The 16,576-nt window shown below is 73.1% G+C and carries 13 protein-coding genes and 1 pseudogene; 7 read left to right on the top strand and 7 right to left on the bottom strand.

Going from position 1 to position 16,576, the window contains the following annotated elements; genetic code table 11:
- Positions 1–389 precede the first annotated feature (389 nt).
- From AXW62_RS18890 to AXW62_RS18880, 3 genes are all read right to left on the bottom strand, one after another.
- Complete coding sequence (locus AXW62_RS18890; RefSeq protein WP_060945555.1) at positions 390–1,064, bottom strand: class I SAM-dependent methyltransferase; 675 nt, start codon at positions 1,062–1,064, stop codon at positions 390–392.
- A 76-nt stretch (positions 1,065–1,140) separates the two neighbouring features.
- Positions 1,141–3,291 (bottom strand): RNA polymerase recycling motor ATPase HelR, encoded by a 2,151-nt coding sequence (helR, locus tag AXW62_RS18885; protein WP_060945554.1) that lies wholly within the window; start codon positions 3,289–3,291, stop codon positions 1,141–1,143.
- Between the two features lie 514 nt (positions 3,292–3,805).
- A complete protein-coding gene (locus tag AXW62_RS18880; RefSeq protein WP_252368649.1) occupies positions 3,806–4,540 on the bottom strand; it encodes a hypothetical protein in 735 nt (244 codons plus the stop codon).
- Between the two features lie 233 nt (positions 4,541–4,773).
- Between AXW62_RS18880 and AXW62_RS18875 the strand changes: the two genes are divergently transcribed.
- Positions 4,774–5,304, top strand: a complete 531-nt coding sequence (locus AXW62_RS18875) for a GNAT family N-acetyltransferase (protein ID WP_060945553.1) — start codon at positions 4,774–4,776, stop codon at positions 5,302–5,304.
- A gap of 315 nt (positions 5,305–5,619) precedes the next feature.
- Here AXW62_RS18875 and AXW62_RS18870 read toward each other — a convergent pair whose 3' ends face one another.
- Together AXW62_RS18870 and AXW62_RS18865 are read right to left on the bottom strand one after the other, a co-directional pair.
- A complete protein-coding gene (locus AXW62_RS18870) occupies positions 5,620–6,468 on the bottom strand; it encodes an NmrA family NAD(P)-binding protein (RefSeq protein ID WP_060945552.1) in 849 nt (282 codons plus the stop codon).
- Positions 6,465–6,890, bottom strand: a complete 426-nt coding sequence (locus tag AXW62_RS18865; RefSeq protein WP_060945551.1) for a nuclear transport factor 2 family protein — start codon at positions 6,888–6,890, stop codon at positions 6,465–6,467. The genes AXW62_RS18870 and AXW62_RS18865 overlap by 4 nt, the downstream gene beginning before the upstream one ends.
- A gap of 86 nt (positions 6,891–6,976) precedes the next feature.
- Here AXW62_RS18865 and AXW62_RS18860 point away from each other — a divergent pair, with 86 nt between their 5' ends.
- On the top strand, positions 6,977–7,585 hold the full coding sequence (locus AXW62_RS18860; protein WP_060945550.1) for a TetR/AcrR family transcriptional regulator: 609 nt from the start codon (positions 6,977–6,979) through the stop codon (positions 7,583–7,585).
- Positions 7,586–7,738: 153 nt separating this feature from the next.
- Here AXW62_RS18860 and AXW62_RS18855 read toward each other — a convergent pair whose 3' ends face one another.
- The gene (locus AXW62_RS18855; RefSeq protein WP_060945556.1) at positions 7,739–8,497 is read right to left on the bottom strand and encodes an SDR family NAD(P)-dependent oxidoreductase; all 759 of its coding nucleotides are present in this window, start codon (positions 8,495–8,497) and stop codon (positions 7,739–7,741) included.
- 230 nt (positions 8,498–8,727) lie between these two features.
- Positions 8,728–8,946: pseudogene (locus tag AXW62_RS42965) on the bottom strand (pectate lyase); the annotation flags it as partial.
- Between the two features lie 410 nt (positions 8,947–9,356).
- Here AXW62_RS42965 and AXW62_RS18845 point away from each other — a divergent pair.
- The 5 genes from AXW62_RS18845 to AXW62_RS18825 all read left to right on the top strand — a co-directional run.
- The gene (locus AXW62_RS18845) at positions 9,357–13,622 is read left to right on the top strand and encodes a bifunctional nitrate reductase/sulfite reductase flavoprotein subunit alpha (RefSeq protein WP_060945548.1); all 4,266 of its coding nucleotides are present in this window, start codon (positions 9,357–9,359) and stop codon (positions 13,620–13,622) included.
- 92 nt (positions 13,623–13,714) lie between these two features.
- Positions 13,715–14,290: a GNAT family N-acetyltransferase gene (locus AXW62_RS18840; protein ID WP_060945547.1), complete on the top strand. Its 576-nt coding sequence runs from the start codon at positions 13,715–13,717 to the stop codon at positions 14,288–14,290.
- A 629-nt stretch (positions 14,291–14,919) separates the two neighbouring features.
- Positions 14,920–15,162, top strand: a complete 243-nt coding sequence (locus AXW62_RS18835) for a hypothetical protein (RefSeq protein ID WP_143712690.1) — start codon at positions 14,920–14,922, stop codon at positions 15,160–15,162.
- An 11-nt stretch (positions 15,163–15,173) separates the two neighbouring features.
- Positions 15,174–15,845, top strand: coding sequence for a helix-turn-helix domain-containing protein (locus tag AXW62_RS18830; RefSeq protein ID WP_060945546.1), 672 nt, complete (start codon positions 15,174–15,176; stop codon positions 15,843–15,845).
- Between the two features lie 466 nt (positions 15,846–16,311).
- A partial coding sequence (locus tag AXW62_RS18825) for an ATP-binding cassette domain-containing protein (RefSeq protein WP_159060912.1) occupies positions 16,312–16,576 on the top strand: 265 nt, incomplete at its 3' end.

Here is a 16,576-nt window from a genome sequence, read left to right as displayed (position 1 = left end):
TTTCGCAACACGCCCTACCGCCGCGTCCGTCGCGGTGTGCCCGGTGGCGGGGCGTCCTGGTGCGTGCGGTCGCAAGGCGGCCGGAAGCCCTCGTCGTGGGGCCGCCCGCTCCGGTTTCCGGCCACCGCGGCGGGCGCGTGTGCCAGGGCGGCGCGCGGGGCACACCCCGGCCGATGCGGCACCGGGCACCGTCTCCCCCGGGCCACCGCCCGCATCGCCCTCCGCGCAGGCGGGCCGCACGCGGGCCGCCTCCCTCGTACGGGGGCCGGTCCCGGCAGTGGGCGCGCAGGCGGGCCGGTGTCCCGGCAGTGGCCGTGGCCCGATGGCCGCGACCGCCGCCGGCGCTCCCCCTTATCAGGGGGCTCGGTGGCCGAGCCGGGCAGCCGGGCTCAGCGGCCGGCCTGCTCTCCCGGCAGCGGCTTCCGGGCCAGGAAGCCGGCCGCCGGCCGCTTCATCCCCTCGACCGGCTCCTGGAGGACACGCGCGGTGACGACGAGTCCGGCCTGCTCCAGAAGCCCGGCGATCCGGTCCGCGGGCAGCAGATACGACCCGTACGACACGGGATGGCCGCCATAGGCGTGCGTCGGGTGCAGGTGCTCGCCGTTCCCCACATGGCCGGCGAGCAACAGATGTCCACCGGGCGCCAGGGTGCGCTGGAACTCGGCGAACACCACCGGCAGCGCCTCCGGAGGCGTGTGATGGGTGGAGTAGAAGGCCAGAATGCCGCCGAGCTCCTCGTCACCGAGCTCCAGCGCGGTCATCGAGCCCACCGCGAACCGCAGCTCGGGGTAGGCCCCTCGAGCCAGTTCGATCATTTTCGGTGACACGTCGATCCCGAACGCCGACACCCCGAGTCCGGCCAGGTACGCCGTCACCTTCCCGGGGCCGCACCCCAGGTCCGCGACCGGCCCCCGGCCGGAGGTCCGCACCAGCTCGGCGAACGCGGCCAGCGTCGCGCGTGACAGGGGGTCCAACTCGGCCGGGTTCTTGACGCGTTGGACGTAGGCGGCGGCGACGGTGTCGTACGACTCCCGGACCGCGGTGAGGTAGGAAGGCTCGGTCACGGGGTGAATCTAGAGGCTGTGGCGATCCGCTGACAGGGCGGCCCCCGACAGGTGAGATCGCTCGCCCTGACCGCCGTCAGGGACGGGTGAGGATGACGAGTCGCTGGGTTGCCCGGGTCATCGCGACATAGCGGTCCACCGCTCCTTCGACCCCCTCGCCGAACGCCTCCGGATCGATCAGGACGACCAGGTCGAACTCGAGCCCCTTGGACAGCTCCGGGGTCAGCGAGCGGACGCGGGGCCTCTCCCGGAACGTGGGATCGCCGATGACGCAGGCGATCCCGTCGGCATGCGCGGCGAGCCAGGCGTCGAGGACCGCGTCCAGGTCCGCGACGGATCCGTGCACGACGGGGATGCCGCTGCGGCGGACGGAGGCCGGCACGTTGGCGTCCGGGAGCGCGGCCCGGACGACCGGTTCCGCTTCCGCCATCACCTCGTGCGGCGTCCGGTAGTTGACGCTCAGCGAGGCCACGTCGATCCGGTCGAAACCGACCCGCTCGAGCCGCTCCTGCCACGACTCCGTGAACCCGTGCCTGGCCTGGGCGCGGTCCCCGACAATGGTGAAGCTCCGGGACGGGCAGCGGCGCAGCAGCATCTGCCACTCCGCGTCGGTCAGTTCCTGCGCTTCGTCCACGACGATGTGCGCGAACGGGCCGGCCAGCGGTTCCGGATCGGTGCCGGGCAGGGCGCTTTCGTCGATCAGGCTGTCCTGCAGATCCTTGCCGCGCAGCATGGTCACGGCGCCTTCGCCGTCGTCATCGGCCGCGAGGACGTTGTCGATGACCTCGGCCATGCGCTCGCGTTCGGCCGCGACAGCGGCCCTGTGCCGCTGCCCGCGCCGCGCCGCCCGCGGATCGCCGAGACGCTGCCGGGCCGCGTCCAGGAGCGGCAGGTCGGACACCGTCCAGCCCTGGGGGTCCTCCTCGCGCCGCAGCTTCCGCACCTGGTCGGGGCCGAGCCAGGGAGCGCACATCCTCAGGTAGGCGGGCACCGACCACAGGTCTCCGACGAGATCGGCCGCTTCGAGCAGCGGCCACGCGCGGTTCAGGGTCCCGACCAGCTCCTCGTCGTGCCGCAGCGACCTGCGGAACAGTTCGGGCGGCACATCGTCGCCGTCGTGTCGGTCCATCAGGATCGCGACCAGCTCCTCCCAGATCTGGTCGCGCGCCTCGTTGTGCGGAGTACCCTCCGCCGCTCGGAACGCCTCCGCCCAGTCGTCGGGGCTCAGCCAGATGTCGGACCAGTGGGTCGAGACCGTCATCCTCTCGGCGGGCGGCTCCTCGTAGAACCGGACGGCCGTCTCGATCGCCTGAACCATGTTCGCGGACGACTTCAGCAGGGCCACCTCCGGGTCGGTCTCGGCCACCGCCCCGGCTCCCTCGGCGACGAGGTCCCGCAGGGTGCACGTCCGCACGCCCTCCTCCCCGAGGCTGGGCAGGACGTCGCAGACGTAGGCCAGGTAGGGCTGGTGCGGACCGACGAACAGCACACCGCCCCGGCGGTGACCGAGACGGGGGTCGGAGTAGAGGAGGTAGGCGGAGCGGTGCAGCGCGACGACCGTCTTCCCCGTACCCGGACCGCCGTCGACGACGAGCGCGCCCCGGGATCCCGCCCGGATGACGGCGTCCTGGTCGGCCTGGATGGTGGCGAGCACGTCCCGCATCCGGGCCGACCGGCTGCCGCCCAGACTGGCGATGAAGGCGGACTGGTCGTCGAGCGCGGCGCGCCGCTCGAGACCGTCGGCCGTGAACACCTCGTCCCAGTAGTCGCTGATCCGGCCACCGGTCCAGCGGTACCTGCGGCGGCTCGCCAGGCCCATCGGGTTGGCGTGGGTGGCTCCGAAGAACGGCTCGGCCGCGGGGGAGCGCCAGTCGAGCAGCAGCCGGCGCCCGTCGCTGTCGGTGAGGCCGAGCCGCCCGATGTACACCGGCTCGGGGTCGTCCGCGCCGACCATGTGCCCGAGACACAGGTCCACGCCGAAGCGGCGCAGGGTGCGCAGACGAGCGGTCAGCCGGTGGATCTCCGCGTCCCGGTCCATCGCCTGCCGGCCCACGCCGCCGGGTGCCTTGCGCTCGGCGTCGAGGCGGTCGGACAGTTCGGCGGTCGTCTGCTCCAGGCTCTCCGCGATGGCCGCGAACTGCCTCTCGTCGCGGGCGATCAGCGCCGGATCGGCCTTGGGGGAGAGAGGGCCGGGAAGGTCGAACACGCTGGTGGTCAGAGGGTTCACGTCATCGGCTCCGATCCGGGGCCGCGCCCGCGAAGCCGTGCGCCGTGCGCACTCGCCCCCGGCGCCGACCGCTCCGCATGCCCGCGCGCAGCGCGGGTCCCACCACCGGCTCGGCGTCACCGCACGAGCCGTACACCGACAACAACACACGCACGTCGCGCATCTCCCCATTCCGCAGGTTCCGGTCCAGGCCAGCGATTCTGCGGTAGGCCCCGGGCCTTGCCGCAAGCCCCCCGGTGCGCTATACGTTGAGAGTGGCAAGGGAAGGGTTTCCTCCCTTGCCTTTGTCGTGCGCCCGCCTTTGTTGTGCGCCTGCCTATGTCGTGCGCCCGCCTTTGTTGTGCGCCTGCCTTTGTCGTGTGCCTGCTTTGGTTGTGCGCCTGCCTTTGTTGTCGTGTGCCGCGGATGCCGTCCGCCCACGGCGGCGAGCGGTACGCCACCGGCGCCACCCGCGTCGTGACCGCGACGCTCGGCACCCCGTCGCTCACCACCCCGGACACTTGCGTCACGGCGTTCACCACCGCCTTCGCCGGCGCCGCCACCTCCCCACCACACCACCGCTGGACCGCTGACGCGCCGCGTCCGTGGCGCATCCGGTGCCCCCGGGTCCGTCCTCCGGGATGAGCGCCACCGTCGTCGTGACCCGGGTGAGGGCGGGCCGCCTCGGCACCGAACCGAACCCGAAGCGCACGGGCGGTTCGACGGGCGCCACCCCACCGAGGTCGGTGCCCTCGAAGGCCGCCGCCACCGTACGGATCGGCAGCAGGTCCCGGGCGCCGTACCACTCACGGTGGCCCGCGTCCGTGCTGCCCCGGGTCCGCACGCCGGGCAGCAGCAGGCGGGCGGGCCGGTCCGTCAGCGCACTCCAGGCCGGACGGCCCGCCAGCGCGCCGGGAACGGCACGCAGCACATATCCCAGAAGCCGGCGCCGGCCGGTGGTGAAGCGCAGGTCCAGTGGGCCCGCGGTGACGGTCCAGGTGTCGCCGGTGACGCGGACGCCGACCGGGACGAGGCGCACCGTGTCGAACGTGTAGGTGCCGCGGACGAAGTCCGCCGTCTCCCGGGTGGGGGCCAGCAACAGCCGTTCCCCGTCGGCTCGTTCGAGCATCACATCGCTGAACGGCCCGAACGGTGACTCGGGCCAGTGTCCGAGCACGATGCGGACCCCGGAGGAGGTGCCCAGGCCGGCGATCCAGCCGTCGAACCGCAGCCGTGTGCCCCGTGTGGTTCGGCTGAGAATCCGGCCCATCCGCCCGTCCCGTTCGACGACCCCGGGGGAGCCCCGGCCCGCCCGACCGCGGCTGTCCGACTCCCCGCGGGAAGTGCACCACGGGTGCGCCGAGTGGCCGGGCAGGCCCGCCGCGGTGGGGCGCGTTTCTTCCACCTCCCGGCGGATGTCCCGCCCGGCCGTCCCACATCCACATCCACCGGACCGGCCACACGCGACGGTGCGATCCGCGCGGCAGTGCCTAGGCTTCCGCCATGGACGACACCACACCTCCCATACGGATCAGGCCGGGCGGGCCGGCCGACGCACCGGCCATTCTGGACATGCTCGACGCCGCGGTGGCCTGGATGAACGATCGTGGCAACACCGAGCAGTGGGGCACGACACCGTATTCGCGGACGCCCGGCGGGGTGGCACGGGTCGAGCGGTACACGACCGAGAATTCCCCCTACGTCGCGGAGCTGGACGGAACGCCTGTCGGAGCCCTGGTGCTGGACTCCGGGCCCAGTCCGCGGATGCCGATCGCGCCGGCCGAGGAACCCGAGCGGTACGTCCGGCTGCTGGTCTCCGACCGACGGCACGCCGGTCTGGGCATCGGGGCGGCGCTGCTGGCCCATGCCGCCGAGGAGGCCCGGCGGGCCGGCGTGCGGCTGCTGCGGGTCGACTGCTGGGCCGGCGGCGGGGGCGAACTGGTCGCGTTCTACGAGCGCAACGGTTTCACCCTCACCGACCGTTTCCTGTCCGGGACCTGGCCGGGACAGGTGCTGGCCATGCGGATCGGCTGACGGCACGGGGGCCGGGCGTTCTGAGCGGGTGGCGGGGAAAGGGGTTGGACGGGGCGGTACCGGGCCGTTGGCCGGGTGCGCGGTCGTGGCACGTGGCCGGGTGCGCGGTCGTGGCACGTGGCCGGGTGCGCGGTCGTGGCACGTGGCGTGGTTGTGGCGCGTGGCCGGGTGCGTGGTCGTGGCACCGTCCGGGGAGGTGAGAGCCGTGAACGCCGGGTCCGTGGGGGTGCTCCCCTCGCGTCCGGCTGCTCCCCTCGCGTCCTCGCCTTCTTCCTCGCCGGCCGGAACCGCGTGGCCGCCCAGCGTTCCGGAACATCAGCCGTCGCGGCGCATCTCCCTTTCCACCAGGGCGCGGAAGCTGCCCGCGGGCCGGCCGGTGAGGCGCTGGACGGTGTCGGTGGTGCGGTCCTCCGCCCCCTCGGCGATGGCGCGGTCCATCCCGGCCAGTATGGCGGCGAACTCCGGCGGCACCAGGGCCGTGAGACGGTCGCGCAGCTGCTCGTAGGACAGTCGGCGGTGGACCACGGTACGGCCGGTGACCTCGGTGATGATCGTGGCGATGTCGTCGTAGCTGAGCGCCTCCGGGCCGGTGAGGACGAGATCGGTGTTGGGGGTGTGTGCGTCGGTCAGAGCGTGGGCGGCGACGGCCGCGATGTCCTCGGCGTCGACGAAGCCGACCCGGCCGCTCCCGGTCGCGGTCAGGATGACGCCGTCGTCACGGATGCTCACCGCGTGTGCGTGGGCGCCGGTGAAGTTCTGCATGAACCAGGAGGGCCGCAGCACCGCCCACTGCTCGAACAGACCGGGCAGGGCCTGGTGCACCACCCCCACCGCCGGGCCGCCCTCGGGGATGGCCGAGGAACTGAGCAGCACCGCGCGGTGTACGCCGGTGTCGCGGGCCCGCCGGAGGAACGGCAGCATGACCGCCGCCGGGTCGGAGTCGCCCAGGGGCGGGATGAGGTAGACGCGGTCGGCCCCGTCGAGGGCGGCGGCGTGGGTGGCCGGGTCGTACCAGTCGAAGGGGACCGGCTGCGCGCCGGGGACCGGGGTGGCGTGACGGCTGGCGGCTTTGACGCGGTGGCCGGCGGCTGTCAGCCGGGCGGCGGTGCGGCTGCCGGTGGTGCCGGTGGCGCCGATGACCAACGTGGTGCCGGTGTCGGTCATCGGCCGCTCCTGGTGAAGTCGGTGCCGGGCTCGAGGAGGGTGAGGGGGTTCCAGTAGTCACGGTAGGACGTGATGAGCCCGTCCCGTACCGTGATGACGGCGATGTAGGTCATGTCGAAGGGGCCGCCGGTCTGCACCAGGCGGCCGACGCCGCGCATCTCGACCACGATGGTCTCCGCATCGGTGGTGTGGTGGATCCGCAGGCTCGGGAAGTCGTGCAGTTCGATGTGGTCGGGGTAGTGGCGCATGTACGCGGCGATGGCCTCCTTGCCCTCCAGACGCTCGGGCCAGCCCTCGGGGGCGAAGGGGAACTCCATCAGGCCGTCCTCGGCCCACAGGCCGACCCAGCCAGAAATGTTCTTGTCCAGCAGCAGTCGCAGACTGTGGCGGAAGAGATCCGCCGGAGAAGCCGGTGCGGACATGGGTGTCCTCCATCTGTAGAATCCGGACCTTGGGTCCGCTTTGACGATACGGACCCGGGGTCCGCTTTGCAAACTGGAGGAGCAGCATGGCCGAGCGCAAGCCCCGCAAGGACGCCGCCCGCAACCGGGAGGCGGTCCTCGCGGCAGCCGACGCCCTCTTCGCCCGCCGCGGCAGCCCCGAGGACATCACCATGGCCGACGTCGCGGCGGCTGCCGGGGTCGGCAAGGGCACGCTCTTCCGCGCCTTCGGCGACCGCCCCGGACTGCTCCGCGCGCTGTACGAGGCGCGGCTGGAGCCGGTCAGGGAGGCCGTCGAGACCGGCCCGCCGCCCCTGGGGCCCGCCACTCCGCCACGGCAGCGCGTGCCCGCCCTCCTCGACGCCGTCCTGTGCTTCAAACTCGACAACGGCCGCCTCGCCCTGGCCCTGGAGGAAAGCGGCAGCGGCAGCCCGTACCAGGCGGAGCACTACCGGCGGTGGCACGGCCTGCTCCGGACCGTACTGGAGCAGATCCCCGGCCTGACCGACGGCGACTTCACCGCCCACGCCCTGCTCGCCGCCACCCGGGCCGACCTCGTCGCGTACCTGGCCGGGCAGGAGCGCCTACCGCGCGAACGGATGCGGGCGGAACTGGCCCAGTTCACCGCCCGGGTCCTGGGCCCCGACTCGCCCCAGGGCCCGACCGTCGAGGGGTGACGCCCGGTGGGGGCGCCCACGGGTTCGCGCGGGCGCCCCGTACGGCGCGGACGCACGGACCCACCGGCCCGGGAGGCCGCGTGTGGAGGCCGATCCACGGGCCGCCGCCGTGGCCCGCCGCGGTGCCGGGGGTGTCCGCCGCCGCGCCGGGGGTCAGTGGGCGGTGAGGCCGCCGTCGATGACGAGTTCGCTGCCGGTGACGTAGGAGGACTCGTCACCGGCCAGGAAGAGAATCGCGGAGGCGACCTCCTCGGGGCGGCCCGCGCGGCGCATCGGCGTGCGCACGATGTCCGGCTGCTGATCTCCCTGCTCGTCCAGGATGTCCTGGATCATCGGGGTGGCGATGACACCGGGGTGGATGGAGTTGACCCGCACTCCTTGGCGGGCGTACTCGACGGCGGCGGTCTTGCTCAGCAGGCGCACGGCGCCCTTGGCCGCCTGGTACGCCGCGGCCGCGCCACTTCCCACCAGGCCCAGGACGGACGAGGTGTTGATCACCGAGGCGTTGCCGGTGGCCCGCAGCAGGGGCATGGCGGCCCTCATCCCGAGCCAGGTGCCCTTCTGGTCGACGTCGATGACGCGGTCCCACGCGTCTTCCTCGGTGTCCTCCACGCCCGGCCAGTCCACGATGCCCGCGAGGTTGACGAGAACGTCCAGCCTGCCGAACCGCTCCCGTACGGAGGCGATCACCTCGTCCCACTGCCCGGCGGAGGAGACGTCCAGGCAGGTGGCGAGCGTCTCCGCGCCGGTCGCCGCGATCTTCTCGGCCAGTGCGTCGAGGGGCTCCTGGGCGACATCGGTGATGATCAGCCGCGCGCCCTCGCGGGCGAACAGCTCGGCGGTCGCCGCGCCGATTCCCCCGGTCGCGCCGGTGATCAGCGCGACCTTGCGGTTGAGTCGTTGTCCCGTCATGGCGGTTGTCGTCTTCTCTCGTTCGCGGTGGGTGCGGGGGGCGGACGGCGCCCCGCACCGGAGGGCCGGCGGTGTGCCGGGCCGTCCGGCGCCGAAGCCGCCATCGGCGGCCACGACGCCGCCCGACCCCTCGGTTTCTTCCTTCGCCACCGAGCCTGGACGCCCCACCAGCCGCCAACCAGGGTGTGCGTTGCCTGGGTGCCGCGCACCCAGGCGGCCCGCGATGCTCAGCTCGTACCGTCGGCCTTGCCGGAGCCGTCGGAGTCGGCTCCGACGCTGAGGTTGGTCCCGCCGGGCTCGGTCGGTTCGGGGGTGGGACCGGTGGGTTCCGGTGCGGGGCCGGTCGGGTCGGGGCTCCGGGGTGTGCAGGTGCCGTCCGACACCCGCAGTCCCTTGTTGGCCCCCGCCGTGCGGCTCACGATGTCCGGTACGCAGTCGGCCCGGTCGAGACGCCAAGGCCAAGGCACCGCACGGCAGCCGTTGCGGGAAGCGCTTGCGTCTGATCACAGCGGCTCTTGCGCCGATGCCGAAGGAGGCGTGGAGGTCGGCTCCACCGGTGCGACCCCTGTGGCCGGAAAACGCTTTCTGGCTGGGAGAGTAGAGCGGAGTCCGAGCACCTGGCAAGGTGCTGTCGGCCGGCGGATCGCTGGTGATGTTCGGCGGGCGCGTTGGCCGCGGGCCGGCGTCCCCATGCGGTCGCGGACCTTCGCGGGCGTCCGGCCACCTGTGCTCACAGGCGTCCGCCGGCCGCTGTGCGATGGGCGTAACCCCTGGTGAGCAGCCGGAGAGACATCCGCGTAATGAGCGATCCGTACCGTCATGCAGGGGTACCAGGCCGAGCACAGGAAGGGAGGCGCCCGTGGCCGCGCCGGGTTCGCGGAGCGAGGACACGACGAGGGTACGGACGGTCTGCTCGTACTGCGGGGTGGGCTGTGGCCTGGTCCTCGACGTCGGCACGGGGCCGGACGGGCGCCGTACGGTCCTGAAGGCGTCCGGGGACAAGGAGCACCCGGCGAACTTCGGCCGGCTGTGCACCAAGGGCGCCACCACCGCCGACATGCTCGCCGCCCCCGGGCGCCTGACCACGGCCCTGCGGCGTCCGCGGCGCGGGGAGGAGCCGGTGGTGACGCCCAGGGACGAGGCGATCGCCGAGACCGCGCGCCGCCTGCGGGCGATCGTCGACGAGCACGGGCCGGACGCGGTCGCGCTCTACGTCTCCGGCCAGATGAGCCTGGAGGCGCAGTACCTGGCGAACAAACTGGCCAAGGGCTTCCTCCGCACCAACCGGATCGAGTCGAACTCCCGGCTGTGCATGGCCGGCGCCGGCACCGGCTACAAGCTCTCGCTGGGCGCGGACGGACCGCCGGGCTCCTACCAGGACTTCGAAGCGGCCGACGTCTTCTTCGTCATCGGCTCCAACATGGCCGACTGCCATCCGGTCCTCTTCCTGCGCATGATGGACCGCGTGAAGTCGGCGGGCGCGAAGCTGATCGTCGTCGACCCGCGCCGCACCGCCACCGCGGCCAGGGCCGATCTGTTCCTGCAGATCAAGCCGGGGACGGACCTTGCGCTGCTGAACGGCCTGCTGCACCTGCTGCACGCGAACGGACACACCGACCCCGGCTTCATCGCCGCGCACACCGAGGGCTGGGAGGAGTTTCCGGAGTTCCTCGCCGACTATCCGCCCGCCACCGTCGCGGAGATCACCGGCCTCCCGGAGGACGACATCCGGGAGGCGGCGCGGCTCATCGGCGAGGCGGGGGAGTGGATGAGCTGCTGGACGATGGGCCTGAACCAGTCCACGCACGGCACTTGGAACACCAACGCGCTGGTCAACCTGCATCTCGCCACGGGCGCGATCTGCCGCCCGGGCAGCGGGCCGTTCTCCCTCACCGGCCAGCCCAATGCCATGGGCGGCCGGGAGATGGGCTACATGGGACCGGGACTGCCCGGCCAGCGGTCGGTGCTCGCCGACGCCGACCGGGCCTTCGTCGAGGACCTGTGGGGGCTGCCGCCGGGCACGATCCGCGCCGACGGGGCGTGCAAGGGCACGGTCGAGATGTTCCGGAAGATGGCCGAGGGGGACATCAAGGCGTGCTGGATCATCTGCACCAATCCGGTCGCCTCCGTCGCGAACCGCAAGACGGTCATCAAGGGGCTGGAGACCGCCGAGTTCGTGGTGGCGCAGGACGTGTTCGCCGACACCGAGACCAACGCGTACGCCGACGTGGTGCTGCCCGGCGCGCTGTGGACCGAGGCCGAGGGCGTCCTGATCAACAGCGAGCGCAACCTCACCCTCGCCCGGCCGGCGGCCGATCCGCCCGGTGAGGCGATGGCGGATTGGCGGATCATCGCCGCCGTGGCCCGCGCGATGGGCTACGAGCGGGGCTTCGCGTACGACAGCGCCGAGGAGGTCTTCGAAGAGATCAAGCGCGCCTGGAACCCGGCGACCGGCTGGGACCTGCGGGGCGTGAGCTACGAGCGGCTGCGCTCCACGCCGGTGCAGTGGCCGGCGGCGACTCCGGACGGCAACGACCGCAATCCGATCCGGTACGTCGGCGAGGACGGCGCGCTCACCTTCCCGACCGCGAGCGGCCGTGCGGTCTTCCACGCCCGCCCGCACATCCCGGCGGCGGAAATGCCCGATGACGACTACCCGTACGTGCTCAACACCGGCCGCCTCCAGCACCAGTGGCACACCCTGACCAAGACCGCCAAGGTGCCCAAGCTGAACAAGCTGGAACCCCGCCCCTTCGTGGAGGTGCACCCGCGGGACGCGGCCGAACTGGGCCTCGTCGAGGGGGATTCGGTGGAGGTCGCCTCGCGGCGCGGCCGGGCCGTGCTGCCCGCGGTCGTCACCGACCGGGTGCGGCCGGGCTGCTGTTTCGCGCCGTTCCACTGGAACGACCTGTTCGGGGAATACCTGAGCGTCAACGCGGTGACCAGCGACGCCGTCGATCCGCTGTCGTTCCAGCCCGAGTACAAGGTGTGCGCGGTGTCCCTGACCAAGGTGGCCACCCCGGTCACGGTGCGGGCTCCGGCCCCGGCGGACCCACGGCACCCGTCCGTGGCGTCCACCGAGGGCCCGGCGGCGCTCCCGCCCTCCGCCGCCCTTCCCGCCGCTGCCGCCCCCGACCCGTTCGGGCTGGAACCCGCGCCGCCGCCGGCCCTGGCCGAACCCGAACGGCGCTATCTGAGCGGCTTCCTCGCCGGCATCCCGTCCGGCGCCCCCGGCGTGCCGGTGCTGCCGCCGGACGCCCCGTTCAGCCCGGAACACCTGCTGTGGGTGAACGGGGTGCTGGCCGGGATGCACTCCAGGACCGGGCAGGCGCCTGCCACGGCACACGCCCCCGGCGGCTCCCCGGGCTCGCCCTCCCCGTCCGCGGACGCTCCGCGCCGCCCGGTGGTGGTCCTCTGGGCGTCCCAGACCGGGAACGCCGAGGAGTTCGCGACCGCCACGGCCGAGCGGCTCACCGGCCACGGCCACACCGCCTCTTCTCTGTCCATGGACGAGGCCGACCCGGCCGCGCTGCCGCCCGACGCCGACCTGCTGCTGATCACGAGCACCTTCGGCGACGGCGACGCCCCGGACAACGGGGCCGGTTTCTGGGCCGCCCTCGCCTCGGCCGACGCCCCGCGCCTGGCGGACCGGCGCTACGCCGTCCTGGCCTTCGGCGACTCCTCGTACGACGACTTCTGCGGGCACGGACGCCGCCTCGACCGGCGTCTGGAAGAACTGGGCGCCGTGCGGCTGGCCCCGCGCACCGACTGCGAACCCGACTACCAGGCCGAGGCCGAGGCATGGCTGGACCAGGTCCTCACCGCGCTGAAGAGTGAGGAGCGACCGGCAGCCGCCGCGGCTCCGGTGGTCGGGACGGCCCTGGCGGCTGGGACGGCCCTGGCACCCGCTCCCGCCCCGGTGGTCGGGACGGCTCCGGTGGTCGGGACGGCTCCCCGGGCGGACCGCCCTGCCCCCGCCGCCGGGACGGCTCCCCGGCCGGGCCGTCCCGCCCCCGTCACCGCGCGCCTGACCGGCAACCGTCGCTTGAGCGCGCCGGGTGCGGGCAAGGAGGTCCGCCGCTTCACCTTCGACACCCGCGACAGCGAGACCCCGCTGGTCTACGAGGCCGGTGACGCCCTCGCGGTGCACCCGCTCAACTGGACGCGGCTCGTCACCGAGTGGCTGGCTGTCACCGGCCTCGACCCGGACGCGACCGTGCGGGTCACAAGCGTCGGTGAGGTGCCCTTCGCCGAGGCCCTGCTGCGTCATCTGGACATCACCCGCAGCACTCCCGACCTGCTGCGCTTCGTCGCCGACCGCGCCCGCGACCCCCGCGATCTGCGCAAGCTCCTGCGCCCGGACAACAAGGGAGAGCTGGCGAAGTGGTCCTGGGGCCGTCAGGCCGTGGACGTCGTGGCCGAGTTCGGGGTCCGGGCCGGGGCGCAGGAGTGGGCCGATGTGCTGGGGCGTCTGCGGCCCCGCCGGTACTCGATATCCTCCAGCCCCCGGACCGACCCCCACCTGGTGTCCCTGACGGTCTCCGTGGTCCGCTACGAGAACCTGGGCGGCCGTCCGCGCCAGGGCGTCTGCTCCCCCTTCCTCGCCGACGCCGAGCCGGGCATCCCGGTGCCGGTCCACGTCCAGCGCACACCGCACTTCCGCCCGCCCGCCGACCCCGCCACGCCGGCGGTGATGGTCGGCCCCGGCACCGGCATCGCGCCCTTCATCGGATTCCTGGAGGAACGCCGGGCCCGCGGCCACCGCGCCCCGAACTGGCTGTTCTTCGGGGAACAGCACCGGGCGACCGACTTCTACTACGAGGAGGAGCTGACCGCGTTCCTCGCCGACTCCACCCTCACCCGCCTGGACACCGCCTTCTCCCGGGACCAGCGCACCAAGATCTACGTCCAGGACCGGATGCGCGAACACGGCTCCCTGCTGTGGTCCTGGCTCCAGGACGGCGCCCACTTCTACGTCTGCGGCGATGCCTCCCGCATGGCCAAGGACGTCGACCGGGCCCTGCTGGACATCGCCACCGTCCACGGCGGCCTGGACGAGGCCGAGGCGGCGGCGTACGTCAAGCAGCTCGCCGCCGACAAACGCTACCTGCGCGACGTCTACTGACCACGGCCGGGCGGTCCGGGCGGCATGAGCGGGCCGCGGCCGAGGCCGGGGCGCGGAGTCCGGACTGGGGCCATGGGGTTAGGCTGCGGTCCATGGACCCGGCATTGACCAGCAGCGTGACCCCTGAGCCCGCCATCCTGGACGCCACGCAGCTGACGTCCGCACCGGAGCTGCGGGACCGGCTCCCGGAGTCGGCCCACCAGATCCTTTCCGACCTGGTCGGCGGGGGCGCCGCGCTGGGCTGGGTCGAACCGCCCGCACGGGATGAGGTGGCCGAACTCCTCCGCCACGTCGTCTCCGCGGCGCGGGCCGGGGACGCGGCCCTGCGCGTGGCCTATCTCGACCGCCGGCTGGTCGGACTGGGGTACTGGCTCCGCTACAGCCGGCCGACCCATCGGCCGCACGCCGATCTGGAGAAGATCGCGGTATCCGCCGCCGTGCACGGCCGTGGTGTCGGCCGGGCGCTGACCGCCGCACTGATCGCTGATGCCCGGGAGGCGGGGATCGAGGTCCTCACCCTGGACGCCCGTGGCGACAACACCCATGCCCTGCGTCTCTACCGGTCGCTGGGCTTCACCGAATACGGCCGCCTGCCCGACTTCGTCGCCGTCGGCGAACACCGCTACGACAAGGTCTTCTGCATGCTGGACCTGCGCCGAGAAGGCTGACCGCGATCCCGGTCGGCCGGCGGGCAGGCCGGGCGCATGACGTCCCGCGCCCAACCGTGTGCTCCTGGTGTGGCCGCCCGGGACAGTGGACGGCCACACCGAAGGTCGCCGCCGCTGCAACAGCTGACGACCGAATTCCCCCTGTTGCGTCGAGTGGCAACGGCCGGGGAAGCCTGATGGGAAACGTACGGGCCCAGATGTCACACGCGTATGCGTGGGTGGGGCGCCGTGCACGAGAGACCGGGGCGGCACGGCGGACCGCATGCTGGGTCTCCCCCGTAGACTGCCGGGGACATCCTCGCCTCCCCTCCGAACCGGCCCGACCGGGTGTCTGTTGTTCAAGTAAGCAGGTGAGGGTGGGGGACGCGCAACGTTGATCATGGCCGCCACGTCGGACAGACGCGGGTGCCGGACCCACCTCGCCGGCAGGCGACCGCCGCCTGGCTGGGCGGTTTTCTGACGGCGTTTCAATCCGATGTGGGACAAGGTGAAATGACGTATCCGCGGTGTCTTGCCGCCTCATCCCTTGACAGCCGACCATTTCGCTGAGGTCCCGCGTCCGCTGCGCTGCAACGCGGCGGACACCCAGCCGGGACCGCGTCGAGTGGCAACGAGCCGAGGGAGAAGAATTGAACCACCTCATTCCTGTGCACACGCCGTGCGTGGAGGGTCCCGGCCGGGCCGGCAGCACGCTGCTGCCGGCCCCTGCCGCGACCGTGGTGATCGTGATCGTCCTCCTCACGAGCGTGCTGGTGGTCTGCGGGATGCCTCTGGAGTCGGTCATCACCACCATCACCGTCGGCGGTCTCCTCGCGGTGGAGCTCCTGCACCGCACGATCGACGCCCTCGCCCCCCGTTCCCGGACCCTGTAGGGGGCACCGGGATGGGGCGCACCCCAGGCGCCCGCGCGGAGGCCGATCCCGTCGTCGGGCTGGTGCAGTGGCTTCGGTCACTGCGCCGGCAGGCGGGACTGACCTACCAGCAGATGGCGCACAGAACAGGTGCGGCCGGCTTCGCGCCGGCCACTTTCTGGCGGGCCGCCCGCGGTACCACGGTGCCGCGCTGGGCCGTCGTCGAGGCATTCGTCACCGCCTGCGGCGGCGACCCGGGACAGGCTCGCGGGAGGTGGACCGCTGCCGCCGAGCGGCGCCGCGAGGTCTCGGCCGCGCCGGGCGGACGGCGCGAGGAGCCGGTCCTCGGACCGGAGTTCATCCACACCCCGGCGCAGTTGCTCCAGGCGATGCGCGCCATGCGGCTCGACGCCGGCGGCCCTTCCCTGCGGGAGCTGGAGGACCGGGCCAGGTTCCACGGCGTGACCCTCCTGCCGCACAGCACCGTGGGGGCGGTACTTCGCGGCGAACGGATGCCCTCGAAGACGCTGTTGCTCCATTTCGTGGCGGCGTGCGGCGTCTCCCGCGCGCCCATCGGTGTCTGGGAGGACGCCTGGGACCGGGCCGACGCCTACCGCCGGTGGGCCAGGAGCAGCACACGCTCAGCCCGCCACGGCGCCCACCGGCCGGTGGGGGACGCCCAGCCACCCGTGAGAGCGGCCTGAACCGTCACGTTGAGGAGAAGGCCCCCGGTCGCGCCGACGGTCGATCAGTCGGCTCGGCGGGGGCCGCCCCGCCCCGGGACGCAGGTGCCGGTGAGGCAGACGTCGGCGGCGTCCTGGTCGGCGGCCCGGCCTGGTTGACCGGCCTGGTCGGCCCGGCTTCGGCGGCCCGGCCTGGTCGGCCCGGCCGCGCCGGGACCGGCCGACGCCGACTGCTCGACCAGGTCCCGAAACACCCTGGCGGGCGGAACCGTGACGGGCCCCGGAGGCCGTGAGAGGGGCCGCTGAGGGGCCGCGGGTGCGGCAGGCAAGCTCCCGGACGGAAGAGCCCGGCCGGGAAGAGCCGAGCGTTACGGGACCACCGGCACCGGGCGCCCCAGGCGCGACCTCACGGGACCTTCCGCCCGTGCGAGGGCGCTGAAACCGCGCTGAAACCGTACTGAACCCGCCCCACCACAAGCTGTGCGGCATGACAACGACATCGCACGCGCTCGCCATCGCGGCCAGGGGACTGCACAAGGCATACGGCGAGAAGAAGGTCCTCGACGGCATCGACCTGGCCGTGCCGCGGGGCACGGTCTTCTCCCTCCTGGGCCCGAACGGCGCCGGCAAGACCACCGTCGTCAAGATCCTCTCCACTCTCGTCTCCGCCGACGGCGGGCAGGCCCGGGTCGCGGGCCACGACCTGGCCGCCGACCCGCAGGCGGTGCGTGCCGCGATCGGCGTCACCGGGC

Origin of the sequence: Streptomyces hygroscopicus subsp. hygroscopicus (assembly GCF_001553455.1) — a bacterium.
Taxonomy (GTDB): domain Bacteria; phylum Actinomycetota; class Actinomycetes; order Streptomycetales; family Streptomycetaceae; genus Streptomyces; species Streptomyces hygroscopicus.
The sequence above is the reverse complement of the archived record's forward strand: the minus strand, read 5'-3'. Positions and strand labels throughout refer to the sequence as shown.